At 39.8% G+C, this 19,212-nt stretch carries 16 protein-coding genes; 13 read left to right on the top strand and 3 right to left on the bottom strand.

Going from position 1 to position 19,212, the window contains the following annotated elements; translation table 11 throughout:
• Positions 1-38 precede the first annotated feature (38 nt).
• From FFU37_RS05195 to FFU37_RS05175, 5 genes are read left to right on the top strand one after another with little or no spacing between them, the layout of a single operon-like run.
• Positions 39-1,094 carry an agmatine deiminase family protein gene (locus FFU37_RS05195; RefSeq protein ID WP_002961505.1) on the top strand — a complete coding sequence of 352 codons (1,056 nt, stop codon included), beginning with the start codon at positions 39-41 and terminating at the stop codon, positions 1,092-1,094.
• On the top strand, positions 1,091-1,984 hold the full coding sequence (locus tag FFU37_RS05190; protein WP_039490077.1) for a carbon-nitrogen hydrolase: 894 nt from the start codon (positions 1,091-1,093) through the stop codon (positions 1,982-1,984). The genes FFU37_RS05195 and FFU37_RS05190 overlap by 4 nt, the downstream gene beginning before the upstream one ends.
• Positions 1,985-2,043: 59 nt before the next feature.
• Positions 2,044-5,517 (top strand): transcription-repair coupling factor, encoded by a 3,474-nt coding sequence (gene mfd, locus FFU37_RS05185; RefSeq protein ID WP_138488893.1) that lies wholly within the window; start codon positions 2,044-2,046, stop codon positions 5,515-5,517.
• Positions 5,517-6,353 carry a peptidoglycan binding protein CsiV gene (locus FFU37_RS05180; RefSeq protein WP_138488892.1) on the top strand — a complete coding sequence of 279 codons (837 nt, stop codon included), beginning with the start codon at positions 5,517-5,519 and terminating at the stop codon, positions 6,351-6,353. Before mfd ends, FFU37_RS05180 begins: the two co-directional genes overlap by 1 nt.
• Before the next feature lie 19 nt (positions 6,354-6,372).
• Positions 6,373-6,627 (top strand): hypothetical protein, encoded by a 255-nt coding sequence (locus FFU37_RS05175; RefSeq protein ID WP_002961511.1) that lies wholly within the window; start codon positions 6,373-6,375, stop codon positions 6,625-6,627.
• Between the two features lie 54 nt (positions 6,628-6,681).
• Here the strand turns inward: FFU37_RS05175 and FFU37_RS05170 are convergent, their stop codons facing one another.
• The 3 genes from FFU37_RS05170 to FFU37_RS05160 all read right to left on the bottom strand — a co-directional run bounded on the left by FFU37_RS05170 (position 6,682) and on the right by FFU37_RS05160 (position 11,636).
• Entirely contained in the window at positions 6,682-8,034 is a 1,353-nt protein-coding gene (locus FFU37_RS05170; protein WP_002961512.1) for a hypothetical protein, read from the bottom strand.
• A 104-nt stretch (positions 8,035-8,138) separates the two neighbouring features.
• Positions 8,139-10,589 carry a TonB-dependent receptor gene (locus tag FFU37_RS05165; RefSeq protein WP_138488891.1) on the bottom strand — a complete coding sequence of 817 codons (2,451 nt, stop codon included), beginning with the start codon at positions 10,587-10,589 and terminating at the stop codon, positions 8,139-8,141.
• A 621-nt stretch (positions 10,590-11,210) separates the two neighbouring features.
• Entirely contained in the window at positions 11,211-11,636 is a 426-nt protein-coding gene (locus FFU37_RS05160; protein WP_138488890.1) for a hypothetical protein, read from the bottom strand.
• Between the two features lie 339 nt (positions 11,637-11,975).
• Here FFU37_RS05160 and ccoN point away from each other — a divergent pair, with 339 nt between their 5' ends.
• From ccoN to FFU37_RS05120, 8 genes are all read left to right on the top strand, one after another.
• Positions 11,976-13,409, top strand: a complete 1,434-nt coding sequence (gene ccoN, locus FFU37_RS05155; RefSeq protein WP_002961515.1) for a cytochrome-c oxidase, cbb3-type subunit I — start codon at positions 11,976-11,978, stop codon at positions 13,407-13,409.
• 12 nt (positions 13,410-13,421) lie between these two features.
• Positions 13,422-14,096: a cytochrome-c oxidase, cbb3-type subunit II gene (gene ccoO, locus FFU37_RS05150; protein WP_024597379.1), complete on the top strand. Its 675-nt coding sequence runs from the start codon at positions 13,422-13,424 to the stop codon at positions 14,094-14,096.
• A gap of 6 nt (positions 14,097-14,102) precedes the next feature.
• A complete protein-coding gene (locus FFU37_RS05145; protein ID WP_024597380.1) occupies positions 14,103-14,288 on the top strand; it encodes a CcoQ/FixQ family Cbb3-type cytochrome c oxidase assembly chaperone in 186 nt (61 codons plus the stop codon).
• Positions 14,285-15,319, top strand: coding sequence for a cytochrome-c oxidase, cbb3-type subunit III (ccoP, locus tag FFU37_RS05140; protein ID WP_138488889.1), 1,035 nt, complete (start codon positions 14,285-14,287; stop codon positions 15,317-15,319). The genes FFU37_RS05145 and ccoP overlap by 4 nt, the downstream gene beginning before the upstream one ends.
• A gap of 149 nt (positions 15,320-15,468) precedes the next feature.
• Positions 15,469-15,960 (top strand): FixH family protein, encoded by a 492-nt coding sequence (locus FFU37_RS05135; protein ID WP_138488888.1) that lies wholly within the window; start codon positions 15,469-15,471, stop codon positions 15,958-15,960.
• A gap of 8 nt (positions 15,961-15,968) precedes the next feature.
• Positions 15,969-18,344, top strand: coding sequence for a heavy metal translocating P-type ATPase (locus tag FFU37_RS05130; protein WP_138488887.1), 2,376 nt, complete (start codon positions 15,969-15,971; stop codon positions 18,342-18,344).
• Complete coding sequence (gene ccoS, locus FFU37_RS05125; RefSeq protein WP_002963071.1) at positions 18,341-18,508, top strand: cbb3-type cytochrome oxidase assembly protein CcoS; 168 nt, start codon at positions 18,341-18,343, stop codon at positions 18,506-18,508. The genes FFU37_RS05130 and ccoS overlap by 4 nt, the downstream gene beginning before the upstream one ends.
• Entirely contained in the window at positions 18,501-19,172 is a 672-nt protein-coding gene (locus FFU37_RS05120; RefSeq protein ID WP_138488886.1) for a sulfite exporter TauE/SafE family protein, read from the top strand. Before ccoS ends, FFU37_RS05120 begins: the two co-directional genes overlap by 8 nt.
• Positions 19,173-19,212: the final 40 nt, after the last annotated feature.

The raw sequence follows: 19,212 nt of genomic DNA, 5'->3' as shown, positions 1-19,212 counted from the left end.
TGCTAAACTAGCGCCATCTTAATTAGTATATAAAATTCATGAACTTTAGACTTTTACCAGAATGGGCCGAGCAAGACGCTGTTATGCTTACATGGCCTCACAAAGACACCGATTGGGCCGACAACTTAGCGCGTGTAGAACCTGTATATATAGAACTTGCTAAACATATAACAACGCAGCAACAGCTTGTTATTGTGGCGCATAACAGTGCCTTAAAAGTGCATATTACAGCATTACTAAATAGTGCTAACGTCTCTCTTAATCGTGTTCATTTTGTAGTAACGCCTACTAACGATACATGGGCGCGCGATCATGGTCCGCTTACTTGCGCCGCAATTGATTCACCAGAGCAACTAAAAGTATATGATTTTACTTTTAATGGTTGGGGCAATAAGTTTGAAAGCGCATTAGACAATCAAATTAATCGTACTTTGGTAAAAGAGCTAAGTAGCACAAACAACCAATATCAAGCGCTCGATATGGTACTTGAAGGTGGCGGTATTGAAATAAACGAGCACGGTGTGTTGCTAACAACCAGCGAATGTTTGCTTAATAAAAACCGTAACCCTGATTTAAACCCAAATGATATTGAAGCACTTTTGAAAGAGCACTTAGGCGCGACGAGTTTTTTATGGGTTGAACATGGCTATTTAGCGGGCGATGACACCGACAGCCACATTGATACCTTAGTGCGTTTTGCACCAAATAATACCCTTGTATATGTGCAGTGTGACGATAAAACTGATGAGCACTTTAGCGCACTTGATGCGATGGAAAAACAACTAAAAACCTTTAAAACTGCCGATAACACCCCATATAACTTAATTGAGTTACCGTGGCCAAAAGCCGCTTATGACGATGAGCAAACACGCTTACCGGCTACTTACGCTAACTACTTAATTATTAATAATGCTGTGCTTGTGCCAACGTATAATGATGCCAATGATGAGCGTGCTCTTGCGCAAGTTCAAAAAGCATACCCACAACACACTATTATTGGCGTAAATTGCCAACCAATTATTGAACAATTTGGCAGCCTGCACTGTATTACAATGCAATTACCTCGTGGATTTCTAGCTGGAGCAGCACAATGACAAGCCCTGCAAAATTAACCGTTGCGTTAGTGCAACAAAGCAATACCGATAACGCTCAGGACAATATGGCAAAATCAATAAGTGCCATTCGTGAAGCCGCTCAAAAAGGTGCAAAACTGGTTGTACTCCAAGAGCTACACCGAAGCCTCTACTTTTGCCAAACCGAAAATGTTGACGTATTTGATTTAGCCGAAACCATTCCAGGCCCTAGCAGTAATGCCTTAGGTGAGCTTGCTAAAGAGCTAAGCATTGTTATTGTCGCGTCTTTATTTGAAAAACGCGCTACGGGCCTTTATCACAATACTGCGGTTGTATTAGAGCAAGACGGCAGTATTGCAGGTAAATACCGCAAAATGCATATTCCTGATGATCCAGGTTTTTACGAAAAATTTTACTTTACCCCAGGTGATATCGGTTTTGAGCCTATTCAAACCTCAGTAGGTAAATTAGGCGTGCTAGTATGTTGGGATCAATGGTTTCCTGAAGCTGCACGTTTAATGGCAATGGCTGGCGCTGAGGTATTAATTTACCCAACCGCTATCGGTTGGGATCCTAACGACGACATTGCTGAGCAAACTCGTCAAAAAGATGCGTGGGTTATTAGCCAGCGTGCCCATGCTGTTGCCAATGGCGTGCCGGTAATTAGCTGTAACCGCGTTGGCCATGAAAGTGACCCTAGTGCGCAAAGCGATGGTATTTCGTTTTGGGGCAATTCGTTTATTGCAGGCCCACAAGGTGAACTATTAGCAGAGGCTAATAATACTGATGAGCAAATTTTAGTAGTAGAAATTGATCAAAAACGCTCAGAAAACGTAAGACGTATTTGGCCTTTCTTACGTGACCGTAGAATTGATCACTATAAAGACCTAACAAAAATATACCGAGACTAAGTAATCTTAACTCAAGATGGCTCTTACTTGCTAAGAGCCAACTATAAATGGAGTAATAAATGGCGTTTGAGCAATGGGCAGCCTTGCCTTGGGTAAAATCTCATAAAGATAAAATTCAATGGGGCCAGCTAAGCGGAAGTGGTTTAAGTATTGCTATTGCTGAAGGCGTTAAACAACAAGATAACTTAGTCTTAATTGTTACGCCGGATACACCAAGTGCACTGCGCCTTGAAACAGAATTAGAATATTTATTACCCGATAACCCAGTCATGGTATTTCCTGATTGGGAAACTCTGCCATACGATCATTTTTCTCCCCATCAAGATATTATTTCAGCCCGTTTGGCCACTTTAAACACCTTAAAAAAAGAACAACAAAGTGTGTTAATTGTGCCTGTATCTACTTTAATGTTGCGCACAGCCCCGGCCTCATTTATTTACGGTTCAACAATAAACTTTAAAGTAGGCGACAAGCTAGACACACATAACTTTCGTGACAACTTAGAGCAAGCTGGTTATTTAAATGTTCAACAAGTAATGGAGCACGGCGAATACGCTATACGCGGCTCTATCGTTGACTTATACCCAATGGGTAGCCCACACCCATTTAGACTCGACTTTTTTGATGACGAACTCGATACCATTCGCTTATTTGATGTAGAAACACAGCGCTCTGATGAAAAAGTAGATAAAATTGAGCTACTTCCAGCGCATGAATTTCCTACTAACGACGCTGATATTGAACGCTTTAGAATAAGCTACCGTGAAAAATTTGGCGCAAGCTCGCAACAAGATTCAGTTTACATGCAAGTAAGCAAAGGTAACTGGCCTGCAGGTATTGAATACTACATGCCATTATTTTTTGAAAAGCTCGCGACTATTTTTGACTACCTGCCAGATACAACAACCGTTATGCAGCTGGGTGATTTAGAGCACGCGGCAGATAACTTTTGGCACGATGTAAATGTACGCTATGAAAACCGCAGAGTTGACCCACTTCGTCCATTACTTGAACCTAATGCGCTTTATCAGCCAATTGAAGAGCTGTTTTCTAATTTAGGCAATTTTGCACGTATTAGATTATCCCTTGCAAAGCTTGGCACTAAAGCAGGTAATAAAAACTTAAGCGTTAGCGAGCTGCCGGCCATTCGTATTGATCATAAACAGCATGAACCTTATGGCGCGTTTATAAATTATGTAGCAGAGCAAAAAAAGAAAAAAGGCCGCATATTACTCAGTGTTGAATCGGACGGTCGTCGCGAATCATTGCTGAGCATTTTAAAGCCAAGCGGTTTAAAATTTAAAGAATTTGAAACACTCGAACAATTTATAAAAAGTGCAAGTGACGTAGGCTTAATAGTAAGTCCGCTCGAGCAAAGTGTCGTACTTGGCACTAAACCAAGCCTTTCTATTATTACCGAGCAAGAACTGCTTGGCATAAAAGTATCTCAGCGCAGACGCCGCAAGCACAAGTACGAAGCCAGCCAAGATGCGCTAATTCGTAATTTAGCCGAGCTTAAAGAAGGTCAACCTGTTGTGCATCTTGATCACGGTGTTGGCCGTTATCAGGGGTTGCAAACAATTGATGCTGCAGGTGTAGTTACTGAATTTGTAACAATTACTTACGCAAGTGAAGCTAAATTGTACGTGCCAGTGTCTGCATTGCATATGCTTAGTCGCTACTCTGGCGGTGAAGAAGCCAGCGCCCCGCTGCATAAGCTTGGCTCAGATGCGTGGGAAAAAGCAAAAAAACGTGCGGCTGAAAAAGTTCGCGATGTCGCCGCAGAATTACTCGACATTTATGCTCAGCGCCAAGCAAAACCTGGTAATAAATTTACCCTAGATGCCCCTGCATATCGACAATTTAGCGATAGCTTTCCGTTTGAAGAAACAGACGATCAGCGCAACGCTATAGAAGCCGTATTAGGTGATATGCAATCAAAACAAGCCATGGACCGCTTAGTGTGTGGTGACGTAGGCTTTGGTAAAACAGAAGTGGCCATGCGCGCTGCTTTTGTAGCAGTTAACGATGATAAACAAGTGGCAATTTTAGTGCCTACCACCTTGCTGGCTCAGCAGCACTTTGAAAACTTTAAAGACCGTTTTGCTGATTTTCCTATTGAAGTAGGTGTGCTTTCGCGCTTTAACTCCACTAAAGAGCAAAAAGACACACTTGAAAAAATGGCCAACGGTAAGCTCGATATAGTTATTGGCACGCATAAACTTATTCAACAAGACATTAAATTTAACGATTTAGGCTTGTTAATTGTTGATGAAGAACATCGCTTTGGTGTTCGCCAAAAAGAGAAAATTAAAGCACTGCGCGCCGATGTAGACATACTCACACTGACTGCAACGCCAATACCTCGTACACTCAACATGGCCATGAGCGGCATGCGCGATTTATCAATAATCGCAACGCCACCGGCTAAACGTTTAGCGGTAAAAACCTTTGTACGCCAACGCGATGTAGAACTAATACGCGAAGCGGTACTGCGAGAAATTAAACGCGGTGGCCAAGTTTACTTTTTACATAACAACGTAGAAACTATTGAGCGTGTTGCACAAGAAATTAGTGAATGGGTACCTGAAGCCAGTGTGACTACAGCCCATGGCCAAATGCGCGAGCAAGAGCTTGAGCAAATAATGACTGACTTTTACCATCAAAAATACAACGTGCTGGTATGTACCACGATTATCGAAACCGGTATTGATGTGCCTACGGCTAATACCATTATCATGGACAGAGCAGATAAACTTGGCCTAGCCCAGTTACACCAATTACGTGGACGAGTTGGTCGAAGCCACCATCAAGCGTATGCCTACTTACTAACAGGTGATCCTAAAGCGCTTTCTAAAGATGCGAGTAAACGCTTACAAGCAATTGAATCATTAGAGGACTTAGGTGCAGGTTTTGCCCTCGCTACACACGACTTAGAAATTCGTGGTGCGGGTGAGCTACTTGGCGATGATCAATCAGGCCAAATGCAAACCATCGGCTTTAGTTTGTATATGGAAATGCTCGAACAAGCAGTAAATGCGCTGCGTGAAGGTAAAGAGCCAACGCTTGAAAACCTACTTCAAAAACAAACCGAAGTAGATTTAAAGCTGGCTGCATTATTACCTGATGACTACATACACGATGTTAATGCACGCTTGGGTATGTATAAGCGCATTGCAAGTTGTGCTAACCTTGATGATATGGATGAACTTCAGGTAGAACTAATAGACCGCTTTGGTTTACTACCTGATGCGGCTAAAAACCTATTTAGCCTACAATTATTAAAAATGAAGGCTAGTAATTTAGGTATAACTAAAATTGAGGCAAATCCAAAAGGTGGTTACTTTGAGTTTAGCCAAGATACCAAGGTTAACCCTAGCTTCATCATTGGCTTGATACAAAGTGCGCCTAAGGTGTACAAAATGGATGGCGCAAATAAACTGCGCTTTGCAATTAGTGAGGCAAATGCCCGCGAACGCTTAAAAATGGTCACTGCAATGATTGCAGATTTCGAAAAAAAGGTTAGCCATTAATGTTGCTAAAAAAATCGCTTATTGTTTTATGCTGCTTATTTAGCAGCACTGCATTTGCAGAACGCTGGTTTGAGGTTGAGGTGCTTGTATTTAAACAGCGCCCTGCCCCGTATTTACAAGAAGACTTTAGCCTTAAGCACAAAGCTATTGAAGATAAAAACACGCTAGACTTACTGACCCCTCTTTACACTGAACAAGCAATGCAGGCCTGCATAGATGGCGATGAGCGTTTTCAAAAACGCACTTTTACTGATTCATTAGTTAATTCAAACCCGCAATCGGGTGTATGTGACAACAGTATTAACTACCTACAAAGCTACGATGAGCTACCTGTAACGCCTTTAGCACCCGCTAAAGATGATATGCAGCAAACCTATTTATTAGCGCCGCAACAGCTTCAATTTAAAGCGCAGTATAGGCAACTAGACCGCAAAGGCTTAACTCCTATTCTACATACAGGCTGGCGCTTTGAAGGTGCAAGCAAGTCACGCGCCCCAAGCATACATTTAATAGCGGGTAAGCATCTTAAAAATGAACCCAATGTAACACCTAGCTATTCAAATCCTGATTTTGTAAGTTTATTGAATTCACAACCGGCGCTATTTAACGACCCAGATCAATCAAAAGCAGAATGGGAACTAGACGGTTTATTTAAAATACATTTACGACATTATTTATACATAACAGCTAATTTTGATATTAGCCAAAAGCTAGAAAACGGCGATATAGAGTCAGCCCGTTTTTCTCAGTTTAGACGTGTAATTAGTGGTGAAGTACATTACTTTGACCACCCACGAATGGGCATGATTGTCCAGATCAGAAAATTCAAACATTAATATTAAGTAGGATATAACAATGAAAAAACTCCTTATCATCGCAGCTACATTAAGCCTTGCGGCTTGTTCTAAGGTAAGTCTTGAAAATTATGAAAAAATTAAAGTAGGCATGGATAAGACTGAAGTTGAAACTATTTTAGGCAGTGCTGATAACTGTGTTGAAAAAACACTGCATACTAACTGTATATGGGGCGATGAAGCAAAAAATATCGAGATCACACTAGTATCAGACAAAGTAACTTTATATAGCAAACATGGCTTAGCTAATAAATAAACTGACCAAATATTAGGGGCTGATTGTATCAGCCCCTTTTTAAATTAATAAAACTCATTTTTTGGAGTAGATAAGCTCAATATTAACGATTTTACTGCGATTTAACGTTATTTTATAGCGTTGATAAAGTATTTTATCTTCCTCAGTTAGAACAAGTACCATGTTTAATTGATAACGCCTTTCTACAGCCTGCTTAGAAATTTTATTACTGTCTAAATGATATAGCTTCCCTTCACCACGTTTTAAATAACGTGCAAATGGTGCAAGATTAAATTGTAGCGTGTGCTGTAGTGTATCGTAGCCGGGCAAAAATTCTTTCGCACTAACACGTGTCTCACTTGCAAAGTGTAACCACTGCGCAGCTTGTTTATTTTGTTGACGACGTTTTGAAAAAATAGATTTCACTTCTTTAGGTATTTTTTTAAAGCGCATGTATTCAAGCCAAATTAACTGACTCGCTACTTTGTCTTTGGTAATACTATTTTTAAAACTAAATCGCCACTTAGGTCGCCCTTGTACAATGGCTCGCCAAATCATACGTGTAATATCTTCTTTAAATATTTCACGTAGCCCGTAAATAACCCCTAAAATTAAAATAAGCGTCGCGGTTACTTCCGTAAACGTTGAGCGGGCATTAAGTATTACAACCATCACAAATGCCATAATAACGGCTGTTACAGTGCCTTTAACTAATCGTTTAAGGTAACTGTTAAGAAACCGCGTTTGACGCTGTAATATTACGCCGTGCTCAATCAAGCGTTGTAACAAGCGCATTTTATTTGTTATTCGATTTGCGTCTTGCATAGTGGTTTCAGAGTTGTAGCTTTTCTCTGCTCGATACGTATTTTCGCTTTTACAAAACTGCAGTAAATCGTTACGCTCTTTTGCATAATCGCTACTACGTGGGCCTTCATCTAAAAGCTTTAAAAAAGATTGCTCAACATGCCAACTTAAATAGTTATCAGCATTGGTAAAAAATGGCAGTAGTTTTTCGTCATCTGGTGTGTAGCGACGCAGCTTTTTTAAAAGCCCTTCGCTTTGCTCATATACCTCGTTAGCACGTTTATAAAAATCTTCGGCCTCATCAATTTTTAACGCGTCTTTTATATCGGCATCAAGGGCTAAACGTACTTGGTAACAAAATAAATTAAGGTTTTGCCGGTAATCTTGTTGCTCACCTTTGTTTTTACTAACAAAACGGCTTCGCACTAAAGGCAAGTGTATATTGTTAGCGTTATACGCTAAGTGCGATTTAAAGTGGTTATTAAAGTAAGATTCTTCGGTAAGTGTTTGCGGATTAATCCCCATTTCATTAGGGATAGAAAAATACAGATCTATGCGCTGTTCAGAACGAGGAGTTAGTTCTGGTTCAATGACAAAAGATAAGTTTTCATCTTGTTTTAACAATCAGTTCTCCTTCTAAAATATCGTTTTAGTGTACTTGTCTCCTTTATTTTGTTCAATAAAAAAGGCTCAGTAAATACTGAGCCTTAATAAGATTAATGTGCTAGTTAAAACTTGTAGTTTACACTTGCAAACACGCGAGAACCAACTACATCGTAAATTTCTGGAACAGTGCCCATATCATTGCCGCCTAGAACTTCTTCTGGCTCTTTATCAAAGATATTGTTCATACCACCGGTAACACGAAGTGCATCATTGATGTTATAGCTCATAGAAATATCATGGTAAATAACGTTATCTGTGCTAAACGACTCACCGTAGTAATCGCCGTCCATACCACGGAGAAAACGTGCATTATAAAGCACATTAAATGCATCAGTTATATCGTAGCTTACAGATAGATTAGATTTAATTTTAGAGTATCCACCGATGTTGCCATCAATAGTGCCAGTGTAATTAATGTCATCTTCTTCAAACTTGATTAAATAAGTTGTATCAAGATTTATACGATAGTTATCTGCAGAGTAGCTAATATTCCAATCAACACCTGATGTTTCTTGAGAACCTACGTTAGTTAGTGCTGAACTTAGGTTAGATAAGTCACCAGATTGTGTGATGTTTACTGATGAACATGATTCTGAGTCACCTGCAAAACAGCTATTCATTTCGTTTTGAACATCTAAGCGAGTAATCGCATTAGTAATATCAAACTTCCAGTAATCTAGAGTTGTTGATAAGCCGTCAGCTACTTCCCAAACCATACCAAAAGTGAAAGAGCGACTTTCTTCGGCTTTAAGATCGTTATCACTTGTGTAGTTTACAAGTATTTGAGCATCTTGTTCGTTGCCCCATGGATCAGCTAGGTAATCGTACGAACCTGAGTTACCACCAAACAGTTCTGATACGTTTGGCGCTCTAAAGCCAGTAGCTAATACAGAACGAACCATAAACTCTTCAGTTACATTCCACGTTGCACCAAGTTTCCACGTTGTTTCGCCACCAAAGGTAGAGTAGTTATCGTAGCGAGCAGCACCTTCAAGGGTAACAGTCTCTAATACCGGCATAGATGTTTCAAAGTAGATAGACTGTACTGAGAAATCACCTTCAGTTGGATCTTGTTGTGCAGCTGTGCTCTCACCAAGCTGAGTAATTAGATCTGGTGTGTAGTAACCACTTTCAAAGCGGTTTTCTACACCGATTGCGTAACCAATATCACTTTCTGTTACTGCACTGTAACCAGCTGAAAGAATAAATTGCTCGTTACCACCTTCGTTTGACTCAGTATAAATTGAATCGTTAGATGTTAATAAGCTACGATCTAAAGAATCACCGCTAAACCAAAGAGCTTGGTTTGCATAAATGCTTTCTTCAACTCGACTTGCATTAATTGAGTTTTGAACTTTATCTTTTGAGTCATTACGACCGTAAGTTGCACTTACATCCCAGCTTGCATCGTTATCTAATAAACCTTGTAATGCAACAGATACACGGTAAGTGTCAGTTTCTTGCTCATAAATACGAGGACCAGCATCAACCATTCTTCTTCTGTACTCTAAAGAGTCAGCAAGATCGCCTGTATCTGCGTCACGGAAGCTATCTGTGTAAGTTGAATCCAAGCTAGAAGTACTTAAATCAATACTTGCTGGTTGTGGTGCAAGTTGTTGGTTAGATTCACGACGTGTATACATCAAATCAACATTAAATGTAGTGTCTGAGTCTAGCTCTTTGTCAAAACTAGTAAATAAGCTGTATAGCTCATTAGGTGTTTGAGCATAGCTTGATGTTGTGAAATCGTATGAAGTAGTTCTATCTGCAAAAACACCATTACCCTGGTAAGTTCTGCCGCCCAGTGTTCCTTCAGGAATAAATGAAGACTCGCCAGGCTCTACAAAACGACGATCCGACTGAATTACTTCACCACGGTTTGAGTATTGAGCACCAACAACTAAGTTGCCATCGGCAATATTCATTCCGTGTAATAAACTAACACCGTAATTATTGCCATCACCTTTTGTAGTGCGGCTGCCTTCAACGTTAAGCTCTGAACCTTCAAAATCTTTCTTTGTTATGATGTTAACAACACCAGCAATAGCATCAGAGCCATATACTGCAGACGCGCCGTCTTTTAAGATTTCGATAGATTTGATCATTGCTACAGGAATGGTATTTAAATCAACAGAAGAATCTGCGCCGGTTCCTGAAGAAACCATACGACGACCATTTAATAATACCAGTGTACGTTGCGAGCCCATACCACGTAGGTTAACTGTCGCAGAACCACCTGAACCATTATTACTTGAAGCGCCTAAGCTAATACCAGCAGCTGATGGCTGAGTAGAAAGTATGTCAGCAACCGATGTGAAACCACTTTTTGCAATGAAGTCATCACCGATAACTGTGATTGGGCTTGATGTTTCCATATCAGTACGATTAATGCGAGAGCCAGTTACCTGAATTTTTTCAATTGATGTAGCTGCTTCGTCAGCCGCTAAAACTTGCACACTTGAGAACATTGGTATTGCTGCGATTACAGCTAAACCAAGAGTTGATTTTTTCATGAAAGAACCCTACTTGTTGGAAATTTACCTTTATTGGTAATGCTCACTTTTTATTAGAATAGTGAGTCAGGTGGGCAACTTAGGCGCCTTTAACTGAACGAAAACTTAACGGCAGCTCAATTTATATCAAGAAATAAAATGGAATAACCATAGTAGGTACATAGGTTACATTATGTTTCAGTGTTAATTAATAAATATACTTTAAAAACAACGCCTTGAAAAAACAAGGGAACATTAGAAACACACCTGAAACCAAAGTGATTCACTTTGTAATCAAATGTAATTAACTGGGCTACGTACCAAAAACAGACAAATTAACAACTTAATCACAGCACATTATTAAAACCGCAAAACTAAATGTTAATTAATAACCATATTTATGCATACTTGGTGCTTAAATAGTCTTATTTAGCCCCTTTGGAAGGTTTTTTGATTAGATTTTTTATTCAGTCGTAATTAAAGTTGAACTTTTTGAGAGCACTTATTCACTATTGAAGTTTTGTCAGTATTAAAACCTAAAAAGGCAATTTTATTGATCTTGTCACTCAAATAATCGTATGTATAAGAAAACGAACTCACATCAAAAATGTAAGCTGTATACAAGGGTTTGTAGTCGCGACTTTAATACGTTACGTAAAAAGAGTAATTGAGTGTTTGTATTACAGAGGTGGCATTATCTTTAACGGTTAGTTCTAAATTCCAAAGCATATTTTGCTCTGAACAAATACCAACCATAGTATTACTTTGCCAAAGATCATTATATTTTTTAAATTTTTGGGGAATGTAACCCATGTACATAGTGATGCCTTTAAGCTTGGCATCTTCAATTGTAACGTTTGCAGGTAAGTCACTAAAGATAGTAAATGGGGTTTCGGGGGAAAGGGTTTTCTCGCTTAACCATACTTTAACATCATTTGAAAAAGTACAAGGCAAATTGGCTTCGCACTGGGCATTTTTACGAAATTTTTCATCTGTATTTTTAGAAAAATCACACGCTGTTAATAAAAAAAACACCACAGTGAATAAACTTAACCTATATATAAGCATAACAATTTCGCACTAAAGAAAAGCAAATACTAATAATCGTGACTGTAAATAACAAGTGCGAGTGTTACTATTAGGCCAAATTAGGCACAAACTGTATCAAAAAATAAACAACAAGCTCACAAAGTTTGATTGATGTCATAATTTTATGTAATTGACCTATCTTTTTTAGGCCAAAAAATTTATCATTTCACCCGCAAAAAATAAGGGTTTCTCAAGTTTTTTTCTGAAGTTTTCATGTATTGAAAGTTTTAGGTAACACGCTTGAGAAAAATAGTAGGCCCCACTTTTAATAGTGGGTAATTCATTTCTAAACGCATTTATTGCAGCGGAAGCCAGAAAATGAGCCAAACAGTAGCATCACAAACTGAGTATAACTATAAGGTTGTACGCCAATTCGCTATTATGACAGTGATTTGGGGCATCGTTGGCATGAGTATTGGGGTTCTGATTGCTGCCCAATTAGCTTGGCCAGCACTTAACTTTGATACACCATGGTTAACTTACTCTCGACTACGTCCGTTACACACGAACGCAGTAATTTTCGCATTTGGTACTAGTGCACTGTTTGCGACGTCTTATTACGTCGTACAACGTACTTGTCAAACGCGTCTTTTCTCAGACAAACTCGCCGCCTTTTCATTTTGGGGCTGGCAGCTAGTTATTGTATTAGCAGTAATTACATTACCACTTGGTATTACTAGCTCAAAAGAATACGCAGAACTTGAATGGCCAATCGATATTTTAATCGCTGTGGTTTGGATTGTTTACGCTATTGTATTCTTTGGTACTTTAATCAAGCGTAAAGTGTCGCACATTTATGTTGCTAACTGGTTCTATGCTGGCTTTATTATTACTGTTGCAGTACTACACATTGTAAACAGCATGGCAGTGCCTGTGTCGTTAACTAAATCATACTCAATCTACGCAGGTGCAGTAGATGCTATGGTTCAGTGGTGGTACGGTCATAACGCTGTAGGTTTCCTATTAACTGCTGGTTTCTTGGGTATGATGTATTACTTTGTACCAAAACAAGCAGGTCGCCCAGTTTACTCATACCGTTTATCGGTAGTTCACTTTTGGGCATTAATTTCATTATATATCTGGGCAGGTCCTCACCACCTTCACTACACTGCGCTTCCTGATTGGACGCAAAGTTTAGGTATGGTTATGTCTATTATCCTATTCGTACCGTCTTGGGGTGGTATGATTAACGGTATTATGACCCTATCAGGCGCATGGCATAAACTGCGTACTGATCCAGTACTACGCTTCTTAGTTGTTTCATTGTCTTTCTACGGTATGTCTACGTTCGAAGGCCCTATGATGGCAATTAAATCTGTAAATGCGTTATCTCACTACACAGATTGGACAATCGGCCACGTACACTCAGGTGCACTAGGTTGGGTTGCTATGATTTCAATTGGTGCTATTTACCACTTAATTCCTGCGTTATTTGCGCAAGGTCGTATGTATAGCGTTAAATTGGTTAACACCCACTTCTGGTTACACACTGTAGGTGTTGTTTTATACATTGTTGCAATGTGGATCTCTGGTGTAATGCAAGGTCTAATGTGGCGTGCGGTAAATGCCGACGGTACATTAATGTACAGCTTTGTGCAGTCTTTAGAAGCGTCGCATCCTTTCTACATTATGCGTTTTGTAGGCGGTGTATTCATCGTAACAGGCATGTTAGTTATGGCTTATAACGTTTTCCGTACAATTTCAGCTGAGAAAGAATCTCTGAAGTTAGACGCGCAAGCACAATTAGCATAACGGAGTGAGATGATGAGCAATAAAAATTCACAAAACAAACATGAAATAGTAGAAAAGAACGTTGGCCTTATGGCTATTCTGACTGTTTTTGCTATCAGCTTTGGTGCATTAGTTGAAATTACTCCGCTAATGTTCCAAGACGACACAACTAAACCAGTAGAAGGCCTACGCCCTCTTAATGCTTTAGAAATGGAAGGCCGTGACATATATGTACGTGAAGGTTGTTATAACTGTCACTCACAAATGATCCGCCCTTTTCGTGATGAAGTTGAGCGTTACGGTCACTACTCTGTAGCAGGCGAATCAGTATGGGATCACCCTTTCCAATGGGGTTCTAAACGTACTGGTCCTGACCTTGCTCGCGTTGGTAAACGTTACTCGGACGATTGGCATTATGCTCACTTAGTTGACCCACGTGCTGTGGTTCCTGAGTCGAATATGCCAGGTTTTCCTTGGTTAGCAGAGGATAAGGTAGATACAAGCCTGACTCTGAAAAAACTACAAATTTTCCGTGATACTTTTGCTATTAACCCAGAAAACCCTAAACACCCGGGCCTAGGTTATGGCAGCGACGAAGAACTTAAAGCTGATGTTGAAAAAGTTAACGCTATGAATAACGGCGAAGGCGCAACAGAAATCCAAGCTCTAATCGCGTATTTACAGCAACTTGGTACCCACTTGAAGTAAATTATTATGGATTACGGAACATACAGAGGCATTTTGACTCTGGTAATTTTAGTATTGTTTATTGTGATTGTTGTATGGGCATACAGCAAGCGTAGCAAAAATCGTTTTGATAGCGCTGCTAATGCCATTTTTGAAGATGAAAAAAAACATAACAACACACTCTCTAACGAGGAAAAGGAGTCTGAAAAATGACTAGCTTTTGGAGTATTTGGGTTATTGTATTAACCCTTGCATGCTTATGCATCATCTTTGGCCTATTAGTTTGGAACTTAAAAAACTATGCTGGCGTAAAAGAAGGTGAAAGCTGTGGACATGAATTTGACGGCATTGAAGAGCTAAATAATCCACTACCAAAATGGTGGACTTACATGTTTTTCGCAACTTTTATTTGGTCAGTATATTACCTTGCAGCTTTCCCAGGTTTAGGTAACTGGGAAGGTTTTGGTAAATGGACTAGCTCTAACCAAGGTATTACGTCTTTAGCTGAATCTAAAAAAGCAGTTGCAGAGGCCAAAGCAGAAGGCCGTTTTGTTAAACTTGATAAAGAGTATGAAGCTGCAGAAGAACGCTTTGGTCCTATTTTTAATCGACTTGCACAAGTGCCGGTTTTAGATTTAGTTAATTCTAAATTTGAAGGTGACGCAGCGCAGCAAGTTGCTCTTGAAAATGGTGACAAACATGAACAAACAGATGGTCAATTAGCCATCGAAATTGGTCAGCGTTTATTCTCACAAAACTGTGCGCAATGTCACGGCTCTGATGCACGTGGTGGAACCGGCTTCCCTAACCTAACTGATAAAGATTGGTTATATGGCGGTACACCAGACAAAATTAGAGAAACACTGCTTAATGGTCGTATAGCTGCAATGCCAGCTTGGGGCGATGCTCTTGGTGAGCAAGGCGTTAAAGAAATGACTGCACATGTGCTGAGCCTTTCTGGTCGTACTGTTAACCAAAAAGATGCTGCCGCAGGTAAAGCTAAGTTTGCTATGTGTGCTGCATGTCACGGTGCTGACGGTAAAGGGTCGGTTGCACATAACCTACCATTTGGCGCGCCTAACCTGACTGACAACATTTGGTTATACGGTGGTTCTCAACGTGCTGTTGAAGAAACGCTTAACCACGGCCGTGCTGGTGTAATGCCTGCTTGGAAAGACATTTTAGGTGAAGATAAGATTCACTTATTAACAGCCTACGTCTACAGTTTATCGCAAGATAAATAAGCACGCGGTTAATAAAATGTTTATAAATTAATTTATTTAATTCAATAGATTAATCCAGATCAAAAAAGCCTCCAGTCGGAGGCTTTTTTTTAGTCTTTTACGTATAATTCCTATAAAATAACGCTTCCTAAACTAATTTTAGAGACACTATGCAACCTACTCCGTGGTATAAAAATTTTTGGCCTTGGTTTTTAATCTTTTTTCCGTTAGTTGCCATTATTGGCTGTATTAGCTTATTTATTACGGCAATAGGTAACGGCCCAGATATGGTTGTTGACGACTACTACAAAAAAGGCAAAGCAATAAACTTAGAACTAACTAAGTTTGAAAAAGCAAAAGCACTTTACTTACATGGCGAATTAAATATTACCAACGAGCGTGTAAGCTTTAAGTTTACAAAAGGTGACAGTAGCAACGTGCATGTTTTAAAACTTTCGTTTTACCACCGTACTATTAAAGCGCATGACTTTGAGGCCACACTTACACCTAATGCCAATCAAGAATTTACTGCATTACTTGATAAGTATACGCCAGGTGCATACTCTGTATTTATTGAGCCAATTGATGGCAGCTGGAAACTAAAAGAAAACATTGTTCTACCGACGGCTGAAACCGTTTTAGTTACTCCTAACTATAAGTAATCATTACTATGTCTCACTCTTGCTTTCATTGCCTTGAAAGTGTGCCAAACGGATTTAGCGCAAACGTTATAATTGACGATATTGCCCAGCCAATGTGTTGCATTGGCTGCCAAGCAGTTGCGCAAAATATTGTTGATCAAGGTATGACTGATTATTATAAATACCGAACCGTTCGCGCAGGCAAGGTTGAGCAACTGGTACCTGAGCAACTCGCATTTATAAAAAGTTATGACAACGAAGACATTCAAGACGAATTTATAGCCACTAACGACAATATCTCAGAGGTATTGTTGAGTGTTGAAGGTATAACCTGCGCAGCGTGTGCATGGCTTATCGAAAAACAACTCTTAAACTTAAAGACTGTAAAACGGGTTGATGTAAATACATCCACCAACCGCGCGATGATCCAATGGGATAAAACCAGCACCCCATTGAGCGAAATTATTACTTCCTTAGCCAAAATTGGTTATAAAGCCTACCCATTTCAATCAGATATTGAAGCTCAACAAAAGCAACAAACTGCCAAAGCCTATATTCGCCGCTTAGGTGTTGCAGGCTTAATGACCATGCAAGTTATGATGTTTGCGTTTGCCATGTACTTTGGCATGTTCTCAGGGATGGACAGCAATTTTGAGCAGTATTTTAGATGGATCAGCTTAGTACTTGCCTCTCCGGTTATTTTATATAGCGCACTGCCCTTTTTAACCAACGCCATAAATGGCTTAAAAGCAAAACAGCTCAATATGGATTTACCCGTATCGCTGGCTATTTTTGGTGCGTTTGGCGCAAGTTGTTACGCCACATTTATGCAAGTCGGCGAAGTATATTTTGAATCTGTGTGCATGTTTACCTTTTTACTTTTATTAGGTAAGTATCTTGAATTTAGAGCGCGTTTAAAAGCGAGCGAATTTACTGCCAACTTACAAAAATTATTGCCATTAACAGCCCGCACCATTAACGACAGTGGTGAAGAACTTATAATTGCAGCCAAAAAACTAAAACTTAATGACGTAGTACTCATTAAAGCGGGTGAAACAATCCCTGCCGACGGCGAGCTTATAAAGGGTAAAACTACGGTTGATGAATCAATGATGACGGGCGAACACCAACCCGTTACAAAATTTATCGGCCACAATGTCTACGCCGGTTGCGTTAACCACGACGGCGTTATTGAAATAAAAATTAATAAAATTGGTCAAAATACGCTTTTAAATCAAATTATCCGCTTGCAACACAACGCATTAACTAAACGCCCTAAACTGGTTGAAATTACAGATAAAGTTGCGCAATGGTTTATAGCGTCTTTACTTATATTTGCTTCACTTACAGCTATTGGCTGGTACCAAATTGACCCTGAACACGCATTTTGGATCACCATTTCGGTTTTAGTTGCTACCTGCCCATGTGCCCTGAGTTTAGCCATACCAACTGCACTTACATGCGCGGTTGCAACCTTGACCCGTAAAGGCGTATTAATAAAACAAGCGCATGTGCTCGAAACACTCTCACAAATTACGTTATTTGCCTTTGATAAAACAGGCACACTCACCCAAGGTAAATTTAGCCTTGATGAAGTAGATATACTCGATAAGCAATACACAAAAGCGCAAGTGCTAGATATGGCAGCTATGTTAGAGCGTTATTCTGAGCACCCTATCGCCAGTGCATTTGATGAAATTACCCCTGCTCACCACAATCTTAATAACGTTGAAGTGCATCCAGGTCTGGGAATTAGCGCACAAGATGCAAACAATCATTATGCAATTGGTAAAAGTGGTTGGTTTAATAGCAAAAAATCAAATGCACAAGCAAGCTTGTATATAAATAAGCAGGTTGTTGCTCGTTTTTACTTTATTGATAAAGTAAAAAAGGATGCTCAAAAGCTTATAGGCTCACTTCAATCGCAAAATTTAACGTGTCATATGTTAACCGGTGACGCATCAGATGCTGGGCAAAAAGTAGCTAAGCAACTCAACCTTGAAAGTGTGCAATCTGGGTGTTCGCCACAAGATAAACAAACAGCCGTTGAACAATGGGCGTCACAAAATGAAGTCGTCGCAATGGTCGGCGATGGCGTAAACGACAGCCCTGTATTTGCAAGTGCGCATTTATCCATTGCAATGGAAACCGGTGCTGACATATCAAAAAATAGCGCCGATGTAGTGCTCCTTAATAGCGATTTAGCTTCAATTGATCATTTACTCAATGTGGCAAAACAAACCAGACGAATTATTAAGCAAAACCTTGCACTGTCTTTATTGTATAATGCATCCATATTACCATTGGCAGCGCTGGGCTTAGTCGCTCCATGGATGGCTGTTATTGGCATGTCTGCCAGCTCAATTATTGTGATTAGTAATTCACTAAGGCTATTAAAGTTATGAGCATAATTTACATTTTGATCCCCATTGCCATTTTGTTTGTCATTATTGCTATAGGCGTTTTCTTTTGGGCCGTAAAGAGTGAGCAGTTTTCTGATTTAAATAAGCAAGGTCATAGTATTTTGTTTGAAGACGACAAAGAGCAACATAACAAAAGTAATGATTGACCCTCTTTACACCAGCGCATTTTTAATGGGGCTAATAGGTAGCGGTCATTGCATTGCCATGTGCGGCGGTATTGCAAGCTCATTACAACTGGCAAGTGATAAACGCAAAGCATTCACCTATTCATTTGCCTATAATAGCGGGCGTGCACTGAGCTACATGGCAGCAGGTGCACTTGTTGCTGGTATTAGCAGCCAATTTGCTAGGCAAAACACATCTTTTTCTTTAGCACTTTCATTCATTGCAGCTATTTTTATGCTCCTAGTCGGCGTGTATATAATGCGCTTGGGTCCTACGTTGCAATGGTTAGAAAAAATTGGTAAAACCTTAGTGTGGCAACACATTGTTAAGCTAAATAAATACTTAATGCCTATTAACTCCCCTTTTAAAGCTCTAGGTTACGGTGCTTTGTGGGGATGGCTTCCATGCGGACTTGTATACTCAGCACTTACATGGGCGATGACTAGCCCAAGTGCCCTAGACGGTGCTTTAGTGATGCTTTGTTTTGCTTTGGGTACTTTTCCCGCAATGATCACGTTAGGCGTTACCGCACAAAAACTAAATAGTATTATTAACCACCCTTGGACCCGAATTGTATTGGGCAGTGTTATAATCTGGTATGGTATCTACTTATTGATAATTGCAACTGACAAGCTGATACAATAACCTATTCGCAGTATTAACCTTTTATGGTTATTTTGCAGTC

The organism is Pseudoalteromonas distincta (assembly GCF_005877035.1).
In the GTDB taxonomy this organism is placed as follows: domain Bacteria; phylum Pseudomonadota; class Gammaproteobacteria; order Enterobacterales; family Alteromonadaceae; genus Pseudoalteromonas; species Pseudoalteromonas distincta.
The sequence above is the reverse complement of the archived record's forward strand: the minus strand, read 5'-3'. Positions and strand labels throughout refer to the sequence as shown.